The 14220-nt window shown below is 32.4% G+C and carries 14 protein-coding genes; 8 read left to right on the top strand and 6 right to left on the bottom strand.

Features of this window, described 5'->3' with window-relative positions; genetic code table 11:
- Positions 1 to 302 precede the first annotated feature (302 nt).
- Complete coding sequence (locus GIY83_RS19800; protein WP_194615002.1) at positions 303 to 548, bottom strand: hypothetical protein; 246 nt, start codon at positions 546 to 548, stop codon at positions 303 to 305.
- Positions 549 to 702: 154 nt separating this feature from the next.
- The gene (locus tag GIY83_RS19795; protein WP_208683036.1) at positions 703 to 924 is read right to left on the bottom strand and encodes a hypothetical protein; all 222 of its coding nucleotides are present in this window, start codon (positions 922 to 924) and stop codon (positions 703 to 705) included.
- Between the two features lie 223 nt (positions 925 to 1147).
- Between GIY83_RS19795 and rpiB the strand changes: the two genes are divergently transcribed.
- Positions 1148 to 1579: a ribose 5-phosphate isomerase B gene (gene rpiB, locus GIY83_RS19790; protein WP_056243646.1), complete on the top strand. Its 432-nt coding sequence runs from the start codon at positions 1148 to 1150 to the stop codon at positions 1577 to 1579.
- A gap of 146 nt (positions 1580 to 1725) precedes the next feature.
- Here rpiB and GIY83_RS19785 read toward each other — a convergent pair whose 3' ends face one another.
- Positions 1726 to 2025: a DUF1294 domain-containing protein gene (locus GIY83_RS19785; protein ID WP_194615004.1), complete on the bottom strand. Its 300-nt coding sequence runs from the start codon at positions 2023 to 2025 to the stop codon at positions 1726 to 1728.
- Between the two features lie 122 nt (positions 2026 to 2147).
- Here GIY83_RS19785 and GIY83_RS19780 point away from each other — a divergent pair, with 122 nt between their 5' ends.
- The 3 genes from GIY83_RS19780 to GIY83_RS19770 are packed head-to-tail and all read left to right on the top strand — an operon-like array spanning position 2148 to position 8060.
- Positions 2148 to 4016 (top strand): DUF3857 domain-containing protein, encoded by a 1869-nt coding sequence (locus tag GIY83_RS19780; protein ID WP_208683034.1) that lies wholly within the window; start codon positions 2148 to 2150, stop codon positions 4014 to 4016.
- Complete coding sequence (locus GIY83_RS19775) at positions 4016 to 5935, top strand: hypothetical protein (RefSeq protein ID WP_208683032.1); 1920 nt, start codon at positions 4016 to 4018, stop codon at positions 5933 to 5935. Before GIY83_RS19780 ends, GIY83_RS19775 begins: the two co-directional genes overlap by 1 nt.
- A gap of 1 nt (position 5936) precedes the next feature.
- Positions 5937 to 8060 (top strand): Tex family protein, encoded by a 2124-nt coding sequence (locus GIY83_RS19770; RefSeq protein WP_194615007.1) that lies wholly within the window; start codon positions 5937 to 5939, stop codon positions 8058 to 8060.
- 111 nt (positions 8061 to 8171) lie between these two features.
- On the opposite strand, the gene GIY83_RS24995 is transcribed toward GIY83_RS19770, so the two are convergent.
- The 3 genes from GIY83_RS24995 to GIY83_RS19760 form a co-directional block, all read right to left on the bottom strand.
- Entirely contained in the window at positions 8172 to 8576 is a 405-nt protein-coding gene (locus GIY83_RS24995; RefSeq protein WP_229029141.1) for a T9SS type A sorting domain-containing protein, read from the bottom strand.
- Between the two features lie 104 nt (positions 8577 to 8680).
- A complete protein-coding gene (locus GIY83_RS24990) occupies positions 8681 to 9556 on the bottom strand; it encodes a glycosyl hydrolase family 8 (protein ID WP_229029140.1) in 876 nt (291 codons plus the stop codon).
- A gap of 106 nt (positions 9557 to 9662) precedes the next feature.
- A complete protein-coding gene (locus GIY83_RS19760) occupies positions 9663 to 9851 on the bottom strand; it encodes a twin-arginine translocase TatA/TatE family subunit (RefSeq protein WP_055096778.1) in 189 nt (62 codons plus the stop codon).
- Between the two features lie 211 nt (positions 9852 to 10062).
- Between GIY83_RS19760 and GIY83_RS19755 the strand changes: the two genes are divergently transcribed.
- The 4 genes from GIY83_RS19755 (at position 10063) to GIY83_RS19740 (ending at position 14214) form a co-directional block, all read left to right on the top strand.
- Positions 10063 to 10563 carry a peptidase gene (locus GIY83_RS19755; protein ID WP_208683031.1) on the top strand — a complete coding sequence of 167 codons (501 nt, stop codon included), beginning with the start codon at positions 10063 to 10065 and terminating at the stop codon, positions 10561 to 10563.
- 11 nt (positions 10564 to 10574) lie between these two features.
- Entirely contained in the window at positions 10575 to 12059 is a 1485-nt protein-coding gene (locus GIY83_RS19750) for a GH3 auxin-responsive promoter family protein (protein WP_194615010.1), read from the top strand.
- Positions 12060 to 12068: 9 nt separating this feature from the next.
- Positions 12069 to 12419 (top strand): hypothetical protein, encoded by a 351-nt coding sequence (locus GIY83_RS19745; RefSeq protein WP_194615011.1) that lies wholly within the window; start codon positions 12069 to 12071, stop codon positions 12417 to 12419.
- A 115-nt stretch (positions 12420 to 12534) separates the two neighbouring features.
- On the top strand, positions 12535 to 14214 hold the full coding sequence (locus tag GIY83_RS19740; RefSeq protein WP_208683029.1) for a hypothetical protein: 1680 nt from the start codon (positions 12535 to 12537) through the stop codon (positions 14212 to 14214).
- Positions 14215 to 14220 lie beyond the last annotated feature (6 nt).

Here is a 14220-nt window from a genome sequence, read left to right as displayed (position 1 = left end):
TGTTGAAAATGGCATTTTTGATATTGATAACTTTTCTAAAAATTCATGAAACTTTATTAGGTTATTTCATTCCGGTTTTGGATTAGGTTTTTTTTCGACACAACCAAAAAAAACTTCTAATTTTCTATCCGAACTTATTAACAAATAATGTTAATTTAAAGTTAACTGAATATCAACGAATTAGGTTTTGCTATTAACATTATAAAAAATTAACAAATTCTGTGTTTATTTCTTATTGATTTTCAGCTTCTTATAGATATATTAAAATTGTTAATAACGTTAACTTAATGATATAAAGCGAGTTATAATAAGCTTGATTTATATTCAAAATTAATTAGATTTTGCGCAATCTCATCTTGTTTATATTCCCCTAATTTTTGATAAAAATTTCCATTAGGATGTATAATAATATAGTTTCCACAGGCAAATTTATATTTAAGAAGCGTTGCTCTTATTATATCATTTTTATCTTGATAAACCTTCTTATTTTTATATTCATAATTTTTCTCGGTTATAAAAAACTGACTTATAGAAGTATTGTTTTCCAAGAATTTTCTATATGATTTATCAGTAACCTAGTAGTCAATACACCTTCCGTTTGGTTCGGGATTATCTTTTTAAAAGAAATTAATAATTATAGTTTTAGAATCGTCAATTTTTTTAGTACTAATGTTTTGTAATGCATTATAAATTTTAATTTTTTTAGGATGAAGATAAAATACCAATATCTTTCTTTTTTAAAAAGCGTCCTATAAAAGCCGTATCTATTTCATATGTAATGAGTTCTATTTTTTTATCGTTTAATTTATTTTTGAATTGATCCTGACCAATTAGTTGATCATTTTCATCAAATAGATATTGAGCTTTAGAATTCGTTTGAGAAAAACAATTCAGGCTAAGTAGAATAAATAGGATATATTTCATTTTTTATATTTATGAATTAAACTTTTTGAAAATCAAAGTATTATATTTTTTAAAAGTAAAAAAAACTGATATACTAAGTATTAAAAATATTTAATTTAAAATTTGTAATTAATCATTTCAATATTTTTAGATTTTGAAATTCAGTAAAATAAACAAATCTATAGTAAAGTATATATCATATTCTTTAAGTAAATTTGCAACACACAACTTAATGTATTTAAAAATGAAAATTTCGATAGGAAACGACCACGCAGGACCAGATTACAAAAAAGCAATTGTTGCTATGCTTAAAGCAAAAGGATATGAGGTAACTAATTATGGTACAGATTCTGAAGATTCTGTTGATTATCCTGATTTTGGTCATCCGGTTGCGAATGATGTATCTGAAGGTAAAGCTGATTTTGGAATCGTGATCTGCGGAAGCGGAAACGGAATTGCAATGACTGTTAATAAACACCCAAAAGTTAGAGCTGGTTTATGCTGGACTAAAGAAATTGCTTATTTAACCCGTTTACACAACGATGCAAATATTGTGAGTATCCCAGCGCGTTTTACATCGATCCCACAAGCGGTAGAAATTGTTGAAACATTCCTGACAACTGCTTTTGAAGGTGGAAGACACCAAAACAGAGTGAATAAAATTGCTTGCCAGTAAAAAGTCAAAAAAACGCGGTGCTTCGCACCAGTATAATATAAGTAAGCCGGGCGGATTTTTAAAATTCATCCGGTTTTTTGTTTAAATAATTTAAAATGAATTAATTATGAGGTTATCAATATTGTTAATATCTATAATTTATTAGGCTAATTACCTAAAAATAAGGCAACATTAAAAATATTAACATTGTAGATAAACAATACAACAACAGCAATTTGAATAAAAACAATAGCTGAAAATTTTAGAATAAAAGAAGGTTTACTGGTTTTATGCCTAAAAATAATCATTGCTAATAACAAACCTACCCAACCTCCAGTAGTGGCAAGACCAAAAAGTGTATTTTCAGAAATTCTTCTTTTATGGTTGATTGCTAAATACTTATCGTATCCGGCAAAGATAAAGGCAATACTATTTATAAGTATAAAATAAAGTAATAGAATATTCATTGGCTTAAAAATAAAGAACAAAGATATTATTTTAACAAGCTAATGCAGTAAATCTGTTTATTTTCGCAAATAAGTTTATTTTTGTTAAAACTTAACTTCCCAAATATTATATCAAAAACCTAATGAAAAGAATATTTTATCTGGCATTTTTCTCGTGTCATTTTTTGTGTGCGCAAGAAAAATCGAAAGTACTTTATCGTAATGAAATTGTTTATTTATCGAATAAAAGTAAATTAGAAATTGAATCTTTTATCGAAGAACAAAGAGAAATTGCCAAAAGTAAAAACGTAAATGAGTACTCTATAAATATTCCGTACGATAATTTTAGTGAAATTTCGAGCATAAAAGGAGCTACAATCAATGCGAAAACAAACAAAAGGAATAAATTATCACAGTATGATATTAGCACCAATGAGTTAAAACAGCGCGATGTTTTTTATAGTGATAATAAATACAAACACTTTGATTTTAGTTATGTCGAAGACAAATCGAAGATCGAATACTCTTATAAAGTAAAACAAAACGAACCGAGGTTATTGTCTTATTTTGCTTTTCAGCATGAATTGCAGACTGTTGCTTCAAAATTCGAAATAAAATCAGATCCGTCAATCGAAATTGGTTATAAACTCTTTGGAGACCATCAGGATAAAATTGTTTTCGAAAAAACAAAAGAAGGCAATTTAGATGTTTATAGCTGGAAGGTTACCGACATGCCTGCTTTTGAAGAAGAAAACCGTGCTCCCAATTATACTTATTTTCTGCCGCATATTGTATACTACATAAAAAGCTATACTAAGGATAATAAAAAAGAAGAGCTTTTTCCGGATGTTGAGCATCTTTATAAATGGTATTATTCGTTGGTAAAAGATATTAACAAATTAGACCAAACGGCACTTAAAAGTAAAGCTTCAGAATTAATAAAAGAGAAAACAAATCCTAAAGACAAGGCAAAAGCTATTTACAATTGGGTTCAGGAAAATATTCATTATGTGGCTTTTGAGTACGAAATGGGAGGTTTTATACCTCGGGATGCTGCATCTGTTTTTGATAAAAAATACGGAGATTGTAAAGACATTTCGAACTTGTTAAATGAAATGTTTAAAACTGCCGGATTAGAGTCAAATTTGGTTTGGATAGGTACCAGAGACAAATCTTATAGTTTTGCCGATGTTCCAACGCCATTGGTAAGCAATCATATGATCGCAGCTGTTAAAATTGACAAGCAGCGTTATTTTGTTGACGGGACTGATTCTTTTTGTCCGTTTACATTTCCGTCTGCGATGACTCAGGGTAAAGAAGGACTTATAGGAATATCTGAAACTGAATTTGTTATTGAAAAAGTACCTGTAGTTGATAAAAAAGAAAACAGGCTAAAAGTCGATCTTAAATTAAAAATCAATGAAGATGCGGTTTCAGGTACTGCAAAAATACTGCTTTCTGGTTATGAGAAAAGTGATTTTCTAAATGTTTTAGAATCTAATAAACAAAAGGAAGAAGAGATTTTAAAAAGCGGTTTAGCGAGATACAACCAAAAACTGGAAATAGAAACAACAGAAGTCAAAAAACACGAATACGAAAATAAAGAGGCAGAGCTTAGCTATAACTTTAAACTTGATTCGTGGGTAAAAAAAATAGGCGATAAAATCATTGTAAAACCTATTTTATTAGCTCCTTTTAAAGAATACATAATTGATGTTAAAGAAAGGAAACTTTCTATAGAAAACGACAATGTATTTACCAATGAATTTACTTATGTCTATGAAATACCTGAAAACTATCAGCTTGATTTTATTCCGGAAAACAGTAAGAAAGAAAATGAGATTTTAAGTTTTGATATTTCATACAAAAAAGATAAAAAAAGCCTGATTGTATCTCAAAAAATAGCACTTAAAAAATTAGTTATCGAAACAACTGATTTTGATAACTGGAACTCCTTAGTAAACGAATTAAATAGCCAATACAACCAATCTATCATCTTAATAAAAAAATAATGAAAAAAATATTACTCATTCTGCTATTTGCTTTTTTTATAAAAACACAGGCACAAGAAATTAAAAGTTACACCTGGGATGCCGTTCCTATTTTTGCCAGCATTCCCGAAGAATATAAAAAACAACCCGCCGTAATTTTATTTGATAAAAGATGGGTTCATACCAGAATTAATGCCAATTTATATGGTTTTGCAAAATTTAAAATGGAGCATTTTGCAGTTAAAATAAATGAGTCTTCAGAAATTAGTAAATACAATAAAGTTACTGCCGACGATAATACGACGATTCGCGATACAAAAGATTTTCATGCAAGAGTTATTAAACCTAACGGAGATATTAGGGTTTTATCTGAAAGTCAGATTGTAAATTCAGATTTAAAAAATGTAAAATCGATTGTTTTTGAAGGAGTAGAGAAAGGAGATATTTTAGAGTATTATTTTATTGTAAAAGAAAATCCAACTTCAAACGGAATTGAAATTTATCAAAAAGATGCGCCTGTACTTCATGCTGAGTTTACGCTTACAGATTCCGGATCTGCTATGTCAAGAGTTTATGCTTCTGGAGAATTTCATTATAATAAAGTAAAAGGGAAGATTTTTTATACTGCAGATAATATACAACCGCTTGTAAATGAAAGAAGTTCTAAAAAATTTAGAAATCTTGTCAAGGTTCTGTATTTAATTACCGGATCTCCGGCCGAAATGAGTAATAAAAAATGGGAAACTTATTTTAAAAACTATATTAGAAACAAACCCTATGCTTTTTCTAACGGAGATGTAAAAAAACTTGTTCAGAAATTAGATATAAAAGATAAAACTAATGATGAAAAATTAACCATTCTGGACGAATACATCAGAACTCATTTTGAACCTTATGCAGAAGGAGAAACGATTAATACTAAAATTAAGATAACAGAAGGAAATTCAAAATTAGCCCGTAGAGATTTTGTTTTTCTTTACAAATATGCTTTTGATATTCTTAAAATTCCATACGAAATTATTGCTACCGAAGATCGTTTTATAGGGGATCTGGATGATGAGATTGTAACGTTTTATGAATTTACAGATATTAATTTTTATTTTAGAGATTTAAATAAATTTATCTCACCAAATGAGGTATATCTGGCTTACGGAAATCCAAGTTACGAGTATCAGGATACAAAGGCAAAAGGATATAATGTACAAAAGAAACAGGAAAGTTATGTTTATGCTCCGGTAGTTTCATCAGATTTTACTAAAATAGCAACAGAATCAGTATTAACTTTGAACCCTGATTTGACAAAAGTGATTATTGATAAAAAATTATCAATGACAGGTTATACAGGTCAAATGCTGCGTTATTCGTACAACGATTTGGCTAATAATGATGAAAAAAAGGATCTTACAGACTTTGCAAAAGACATTTCGATTGATGATGTAGATGTGAAACTTTTAGAGCATAAAGCCGAAAATTTAGAATTTAAAAATAATTATACGAATACGCCGTTTGTTATTAATTCAAAGCTAGAATCTGTAGAATCATTTACTGAAAAAGCAGGAAATTTGTTAATGGTTAATTTAGGAAAAGTGATAGGAAATCAGGCTAATCTTTATCAGGAGAATACCAGAAAAACAGACATTGATTTAAAATATACAAAAGAATACCATCATAACATTATCTTTAATATTCCAAAAGGATATCAGGTAGATCATTACAATGACCTAGTTATAGATAAAGTAATGAAATATGATGAAGCTAAAAATTGTTTTTTTAAATCGACTGTAAAAGTAGAAGGAAATCAGGTTATCATTACAATTGATGAAAAATACAAAGCAATAAATTATCCAAAAGAGATTTATCAGGAATATAGAAAAGTTTATAATGCATCTGCAGATTTTAGTAAAGCAAGCATTGTGTTAAAGCCAATTAAGAAGAAATAAAATGACTAATATTCAATTCATTGCCAAGACTGTTCAAACAGCAGCGATCAACATTCAAAACACGGTAAAATTATTAGAGGAAGATTGTACAATTCCGTTTATTTCACGTTATAGAAAAGATACAACCGGGAATTTGGATGAAGTACAGATCGAGCAAATTGCCAAACTTCATAAAGAATACGAAGCGATTGTAAAACGTAAAGAAGCCGTTCTAAAATCAATAGAAGAGCAAAAGGCACTTACGCCGGAATTGAAACAGAAAATCGAGCAAAGTTTTGATTTACAAGAAATAGAAGATTTTTACCTGCCGTACAAAAAGAAGAAAAAAACAAAAGCAGATGTCGCACGCGAGTTTGGTTTAGAACCATTGGCAAAAATAATCATGTCTGAAAATGATGTTGATATCGATTTTATTTCGACACAATATCTTAATGAAAATGTGATTAATGAAGAAGCTGCTATGCAAGGTGCAAGGGATATTGTGGCCGAATGGATTAACGAAAACATTTATGTTCGTAAACAACTGAGAAGATTATTTCAGCGCAAAGCGACAATTGGAACCAAAGTCGTAAAAAAGAAAGCCGAAGAAGAAGGAGCGCAAAAATTCAGTCAATATTTTGATTGGGAAGAACCTTTGACAAAAGCGCCTTCGCACCGTTTATTAGCGATGCTTCGTGCAGAAAACGAAGGTTTTGTTAAGATGAAAGTCGATGTTGATATCGACGAAGCTTATGATATTATTGATGAAATCGTCATTAAAAAACAAAATAGTACAACGGCACATTTGCAATTAGCGATAGAAGACAGTTATAAACGATTACTGAATCCGGCGATTGGAAATGAAACATTGCAAGAAGCAAAAGCTAAGGCTGATGCCAATTCGATCCAGGTTTTTGCGAACAATTTAGGGCAACTTTTATTGGCGCCTCCTTTGGGCGAAAAACGTATTCTGGCAATCGATCCGGGATTTAGAAGTGGTTGTAAAATAGTTTGTCTGGACGAAAAAGGCGATTTATTATACAACGAAACAATTTATCCCCATGCGCCACAAAATGAGGAAGCAATGGCGATCAAGAAAATCCGTTCGATGGTCAATGCGTATCAAATTGATGCCATTTCTATAGGTAACGGAACGGCTTCGAGAGAGACGGAATTTTTCATCAAAAAAATCGCGTTCGATAAACCGTTGCAGGTTTTTATCGTTTCTGAGGCTGGAGCTTCGGTATATTCAGCATCAAAAATTGCGCGTGAAGAATTCCCGAATTATGATGTTACGGTTCGTGGATCGGTTTCTATTGGGCGACGACTTTCAGATCCTTTGGCCGAATTGGTGAAAATCGACCCAAAAGCCATTGGCGTAGGCCAATATCAGCACGATGTTGATCAAACTAAACTAAAAGAAGAGTTGGACAATACGGTAATTCGTTGTGTGAACTCGGTTGGAATCAATATCAATACCGCAAGTAAACATTTACTAAGTTATGTGAGTGGAATAGGAGAGAAGCTTGCAGAAAATATTGTACAATATCGTTCTGAAAACGGGCCTTTTGAGGATAGAAAACAGCTAAAAAAAGTGCCTCGCTTAGGCGAGAAAGCGTATCAGCAAGGTGCGGCTTTTATTAGAATTTCGAATGCTAAAAATCCGCTGGATAATTCGGCAGTACATCCGGAAGCATATCCAGTTGTTGAAAAAATGGCAAAAGATTTGAAACTTTCGGTAAACGACTTAATAGCAAACAAAGAGAAAACTGCCTTAATTAAGGCCGAAAACTATATCACACCTGAAATTGGTTTGCTAACACTAAAAGATATCATAAAAGAGCTTGAAAAGCCCGGATTAGACCCGAGAAAGTCGGCTAAGGTTTTTGAATTTGATGCAAACGTAAAATCAATTAAAGATTTGAAAACAGGAATGATCTTGCCGGGAATTGTTAACAACATCACTAATTTCGGTTGTTTTGTTGATATCGGAATCAAAGAAAGCGGATTGGTTCACATTTCCCAACTAAAAGCCGGATTTGTAAGCGATGTAAATGAAGTGGTAAAATTGCATCAGCATGTTGATGTTAAAGTAACTGAGGTTGATGAGGATAGAAAGAGAATCCAGTTGACGATGGTACTTTAAAAAAAACAAAAAAAAAATTCCAAATTCCAATCCTTCGACTTCGCTCAGGAGGACAAAAAATAAAAAAATCCCAAATTACAATTGTAGTTTGGGATTTTTAGTTGTTATAAATTACTTTAAAATCACTTTTTTAGTTATGCTTTTAAAATCGTTATTCGAAATCTTTATTAAATAAACTCCGGATGATTGATTAGCCAAATTGATCTCTGTATTTTCAGCAGTTGTTTTTTGTTGATGAATAACAATCCCGGAAGGAGAAATTACAGAAATAGTAGATTGCTGAGGTGCATTAACTGTAAATCGATCAGCACTCGGATTTGGGAAAAGCGTAATCGTTGACTTTTCAATATCAAAATCGCCAGTAGATAAAGTGGCAGTTGGCGGCAAATAAAAATTACCTGTTAATAAAAAAGAGTATAATGTTTTTAAGGTATGATTAAAATAACTGCCAGGTTCATTCAGATTTTTTAACTCGGCGTATGAAGCATCAAGATGCATTTGGTTATCGCCTCCCATGGCTGCACAGGCAAATGCACCAACAAAAGTCCCGTTGTGCCATTGTCCGATTACTGTTCCGTTTTGGTTATAACCATCTTTAATGTTAGAAGATCCGCCTAGATTTACGCGAACAAAATCAGATGATTTTTTTGTATAAGCCTTCGCATCGACATTTCCTCAACTGCGATTCTCCATGGCGTTCTTGCAGCGTCGTAGGAATATGTTTTTCCTCCGTTATTATAACCACCAGCTTGAGAAGAATAAGCCCCAGAAGCTTCACACCAGTCAGAAACTAGCCCGCCAACGGCATTATTTTGTATTAAATTGTTGTTGATAATGGTATATGATTTTGCTGCAACCTGATTCCAAAAAACAGGATCATTTGTAAAAACGCCAAAAACACGGTAATAGGCAGGAGAGAAGTAAGAGGGATTTGTAATTTGGCTTCCGCCGAATTGATCTCCTGGTTTTAAAACAAAAGTATTGGCTTCGATTTCATAATTTTTAATGGCAGAAATTAAAGCAGTGGCATCACTTTTATAATTGATATTTCCAGTGCTTCCCCATTGATAATCGGCAACGATAAGTGCTAAGGCAGCATCAAGTTCAGCATCGGTTGCTCCGTTTTGACCAATAGTTCCGGAACAGCCGTTTATTTTCCAGTTCATTACTTTATTGCCGTTTACATTGTCTTTGTAATACAGCCAGAGGCCATCAAATAATGTTTTATCGGCCATATAAACACTCAGGAGCATTCCATAACCAATTCCTTCAGAAACAGTTTCCCAGGAATTGTCGAATTTTACACGGTATCTTCCATTCGAACAGGCTTCAACAAAATTGGCCCTCCAGATATCGTAGTTGTTTTTAGCATCCTGACTGTTTTTATTTGTTGGCATTAAACCATTTGCAAATACAGCATTGGCAGGAAACGGCTGCTTTTGTGCGTAGCTTTTGAGACACAAAAAAGCAACAGTAATTACAAGTAGGTTTTTCATAATTATTGTTATTTGATTTAGGGACTCTAAAAGTAAGTTTTTTTAGATAAAATAAAAACCCCAAGCTACAATTGTAATTTGGGGTTTATAATAAGGGTTTAAATTCTTATTTAATTTCTTCTTCTTCTTTTTTAACAGAAGGAGCAGGAGGAGTTTGATCGTCTTTAGCAGCGTTTTTAAATTCCTTAATTCCGCTTCCTAAACCTTTCATTAATTCCGGTATTTTTTTACCTCCAAAAAGTAATATCACGATACCTACTATTACGAGGATTTCTGTAAGACCTAATCTTCCCATGGTTTGTATATTTAATGCCTAAGCAAATTGTTTTTCTAATTGTTCCGCAAATGTATATAGAATATACGAAGAACAACAGGATTTGGATTAAAATATTAGTTTCCGCTAGCGTTAAATATTTTATAAAATCTTAAAATGAGTGTATTCCTTCATTTTTGTGAGGTATCAACAAGGCGATTAATTATTATATTTGCTCGTATAAACAACCATAATGACCAGAAAAAAATTCAATTTCCGAAAAAATTTATTCATCAAAAACCGATTGGTAATTTTGAATGAAGATACTTTCGAAGAAATTTTTTCATTCAAACTCAACTTAATGAATGTGTTTGTAACGTTCACATTAGGAGGAATATTTTTAATTTTAATTACTACTTTCATCATTGCTTTTACGCCTTTGCGTGAATTTATTCCCGGATATTCTTCGAGTGAATTAAAAAAAAATGCAACTGAACTGGCGATTAAATCAGATTCGCTAGAAACCGCTTTAAAGAAAAATGAAGCCTATATAAGAGGAATTCAGAAAGTTTTGAGAGGTGAATTAGAGTATGCAAAATTCAATAAAGATTCTATTATAGCAGAAACTGATGAACATTCAGAAGTAAATATGAAAGCCTCTGAAGAAGAAATTAAGTTAAGAGAAGAAGTGGCAAAGATGGAGAAGGAGCCGGGTGAAAAAAACCGAAGTAAAAACAAAAGTGACAAGAAATAATACCATAACAAATGTCGATTAAATCAGTAGCTGCAAAATTATTTGCCACGAAAATATACTATAAAACACAGGCTTGGGCCAATAAGCCGGTCGAAACGCAACAAGCAGTATTTAAGAATTTAATAAATAGTGCCAAAGAAACCCAGTTTGGTAAAGATCATCATTTTGATAAAATAAAGTCGGTTCATGATTTCAGAAAACGTGTCCCTATTCGTGATTACGAAGATTTAAAACCCTACATCGACAAAGTTCGAATGGGAGAAAAAAATATTCTCTGGAAAGGGAAACCACTCTATTTTGCCAAAACTTCTGGAACAACCTCAGGAGCAAAATATATTCCGTTGACCAAAGAATCAATGCCGTATCATATTGAAGCTTCGCGAAATGCAATCCTGCATTATATATACGAAACCGGAAATGCCGATTTTGTTGATGGAAAAATGATTTTCCTCCAGGGAAGTCCAATTTTAATTGAAAAATACGGAATCAAATTTGGAAGATTATCCGGAATTGGAGCTCATTTTGTACCTAAATATCTTCAAAAAAACAGAATGCCATCCTGGGAGACCAATTGTATCGAGGATTGGGATACCAAAGTAAGCGCTATTGTAGAGGAAACCATTGATCAGGATATGACCATAATTTCTGGGATTCCGTCCTGGGTACAAATGTATTTTGAGCGATTACAGGAAAAAAGCGGCGGGAAGAAAATAGGAGAATTATTCAAGAACTTCAACTTATTTATTTACGGAGGAGTGAATTACGAACCTTACCGCGCCAAATTCGAAAAAATGATTGGCCGAAAAGTAGACAGCATTGAGTTGTTTCCTGCTTCTGAAGGATTTTTTGCTTATCAGGATTCTCAAAAACAAAAAGGTATGCTTTTGTTACTGAATTCAGGAATTTTCTATGAGTTTATAAAAGCTGATGAATTCTTTTCAGAAAATCCAAAAAGCTATACAGTTGGTGAGGTGGAAATTGGCGTAAATTATGCTTTGATCGTTTCTACGAATGCCGGACTTTGGCGATATAATATTGGTGACACGGTACAGTTTACCTCGTTATTTCCACACAGAGTAATCGTTTCGGGCAGAATTAAACATTACATTTCTGCTTTTGGTGAACACGTTATTGCCAACGAAGTCGAAAAAGCAATGAAAGAAGCCACAGAAGGAACCAAAATTGTAATTAATGAATTTACTGTTGCGCCTCAAATAAACCCGTCAAGCGGATTGCCGTATCACGAATGGCTTATAGAATTTGAAAACGAACCGGAAAACATAGAAGCCTTTGGTGAAGCGATTGACGATTCGATGCGAAAACAAAACATTTATTATGATGATCTGATCACGGGAAATGTTTTAAGAAAAGTGGTAGTAACAAAAGTTTCGAAAAACGGATTTCAGGATTATATGAAATCGCAAGGAAAATTAGGCGGACAGAATAAAATTCCGAGATTGTCTAATAATAGAGATATTGCGGATAATTTGAAGTAGAAAAAGTTTATGAAGTATAAATATCATTTAAGACCAGGATATCAATCTCAAAAATTGTTAATTGAGATATTTAGTGGTGCTGAAAATGAAGATTTTTTTCCAGACTTTTTTGATTCAATAATAGAAATAAACCCAAAAGTTGTTAAAATTAATGAGCTTTGGATGAATGATGAATATCTATTAGATGTCAATTCAGACATTGGTTCGTTCTCTATTTCAAAAGACATTTGGGACCTCGCATTTATAATGTCAGAAGACAACCAGGAATGCCTGAACAAAATAAATTTAATATTATTAAAAGATCAAAATTTTCAAAAAGTAGAAGTTAATTTTGATGATTATAAATTAAAAACAATTTGAAATTAGTTTTAAGATAATAAAGCTTTAATACAGTTTTGATTTTTAATTACTAATTTCGTTTGATAAAATACCCATATTACTCTTCTCTTACAGAAGATTTTTAAAATAAAATAGCATGAAAGAAACCAAACATATATTAAGATCAAGAGCGCAGGAATCATCTGCAGCAATCGAAAAAATGTACATTACAATGCGTCACTTATTCAACCGCGGTTTTTATAAACCAATGGGAGTTTCGGGTGATAGTTTACGCGAATCATTACTAGCATTACGTCCGGAAATTTACGGAAACATAGGCGAAGAAAAAGTAGAACTAAACGGGCTTTTGTACGTTATAGAACGTTTACCAATAGGAATTGAGCAGTGTAGATTCATCAATTTAACATCCGATGAAGGATATTCTAAATCGCATTTTCAGGCAATTGTTCCTCCAAAAAGAAGAAGAAATTGTTACAGAATCGATGAGGAACAAATGAATGTTGAAATCACTCGCGGGCGATCAGATATTTATGATATCCTGACGCATTTGACATTTATTTTCATAGAATCTCATAAAATCAAAAACAGGGTTTTATTAGATGATGGAGGAGAAGTGTCTCGCGATTGGTTAAAATTAGAGCAAGCAGTTTTACAAACCAAAAAGCTTTCTCAAATAGAAAAAGAAAAAGCAATTTCGCATGTTGCCAACATTTTAGCAAGAACTTTCGAAGAGGTTTTGGATATTTATGATGCTTTTGGTTCAGAAAATGCCCCGGATCGTTTCCTGCATGTAATTTATTGGTTAGGAAAATTAGCAATCGAAGAAGTAATCGAAAATAATAAAAGAACGATAACTTTTAGTCCTGTATTAAGAGAGCGTTTAGGACACCATATTCACGGTGAAATCTGGGCTACCAATATCAAGGAGGTTCTTAAGGCAAACAATCTTTTAAAGCGTCCTATACACGTAATAAGTGCCAATATGCATAGTGTTATGAATTCTATTTTTGCAACACCGTTGTTGAAAACAAAATTCAAGGACAAGTCTGACTTTTATATTTATGAAGAATTAAGCAAATCAGGCGCAAAAGAAACCAGAAGTATTGTCGAAGAATTGGCCTTAAAAAATGGTATGATTTCGTTACCTGATAGTTCAGGAACGAATATCGACGTTCAGATTTTTGATACTGCAAAAATTGACTGGGCAAAAACAGCATTTCCAAAAACAGTTGTTGACGATGCGGCTCCCGTTATTATTGTAATGGATTATGCCTTTGGCGAGCAGGCTTACGAAACAATCGATGAACTTTTAAAACCATATAAAAAAGAAACTTTACTAAATGTAAAATCGGTTTCGATAATGGGGAAAGCGGGAATCCTTGAAGGCGGAAAAGGTGATATCATGATCCCTACAGCACATATAAACGAAGGAACTGCAGATAATTATTTCTTCGAAAATGAATTAACAGGTGCCATGTTTGAAGGAAACGATATTGCAGTTTTTGAAGGAGCTATGGTTACCGTATTAGGAACATCGTTACAAAACAGAGATTTACTGAAATTCTTTCACGAATCGACCTGGGGAGTAATTGGTCTTGAAATGGAAGGATCTTATTACCAGAAAGCCATTCAATCGGCATCAAAAATCAGAAAAAGTGTTCCGCACGATATCAAAGTTCGTTATGCGTATTATGCCTCAGATAATCCTCTAGAAACCGGAAGCACATTAGCTTCTGGCGGATTAGGAACAACGGGTGTAAAACCAACGTATTTGATCACTATTAAAATTTTGGAACAAATTTTCAACGTAAAATAAAAATAA

The sequence above is a fragment of the Flavobacterium sp. SLB02 genome (assembly GCF_009664855.1).
GTDB lineage: Bacteria > Bacteroidota > Bacteroidia > Flavobacteriales > Flavobacteriaceae > Flavobacterium.
This window is presented reverse-complemented; position numbering and strand designations above follow the sequence as displayed.

What these genes read in the sequence shown, in the direction of transcription:
- GIY83_RS19795 (WP_208683036.1), bottom strand. Translation starts at nt 924, where the DNA reads ATGAAATATATCCTATTTATTCTACTTAGCCTGAATTGTTTTTCTCAA.
- rpiB (WP_056243646.1), top strand. Translation starts at nt 1,148, where the DNA reads ATGAAAATTTCGATAGGAAACGACCACGCAGGACCAGATTACAAAAAA.
- GIY83_RS19785 (WP_194615004.1), bottom strand. Translation starts at nt 2,025, where the DNA reads ATGAATATTCTATTACTTTATTTTATACTTATAAATAGTATTGCCTTT.
- GIY83_RS19780 (WP_208683034.1), top strand. Translation starts at nt 2,148, where the DNA reads ATGAAAAGAATATTTTATCTGGCATTTTTCTCGTGTCATTTTTTGTGT.
- GIY83_RS19775 (WP_208683032.1), top strand. Translation starts at nt 4,016, where the DNA reads ATGAAAAAAATATTACTCATTCTGCTATTTGCTTTTTTTATAAAAACA.
- GIY83_RS19770 (WP_194615007.1), top strand. Translation starts at nt 5,937, where the DNA reads ATGACTAATATTCAATTCATTGCCAAGACTGTTCAAACAGCAGCGATC.
- GIY83_RS24995 (WP_229029141.1), bottom strand. Translation starts at nt 8,576, where the DNA reads ATGGGAGGCGATAACCAAATGCATCTTGATGCTTCATACGCCGAGTTA.
- GIY83_RS24990 (WP_229029140.1), bottom strand. Translation starts at nt 9,556, where the DNA reads ATGAAAAACCTACTTGTAATTACTGTTGCTTTTTTGTGTCTCAAAAGC.
- GIY83_RS19760 (WP_055096778.1), bottom strand. Translation starts at nt 9,851, where the DNA reads ATGGGAAGATTAGGTCTTACAGAAATCCTCGTAATAGTAGGTATCGTG.
- GIY83_RS19755 (WP_208683031.1), top strand. Translation starts at nt 10,063, where the DNA reads ATGACCAGAAAAAAATTCAATTTCCGAAAAAATTTATTCATCAAAAAC.
- GIY83_RS19750 (WP_194615010.1), top strand. Translation starts at nt 10,575, where the DNA reads ATGTCGATTAAATCAGTAGCTGCAAAATTATTTGCCACGAAAATATAC.
- GIY83_RS19745 (WP_194615011.1), top strand. Translation starts at nt 12,069, where the DNA reads ATGAAGTATAAATATCATTTAAGACCAGGATATCAATCTCAAAAATTG.
- GIY83_RS19740 (WP_208683029.1), top strand. Translation starts at nt 12,535, where the DNA reads ATGAAAGAAACCAAACATATATTAAGATCAAGAGCGCAGGAATCATCT.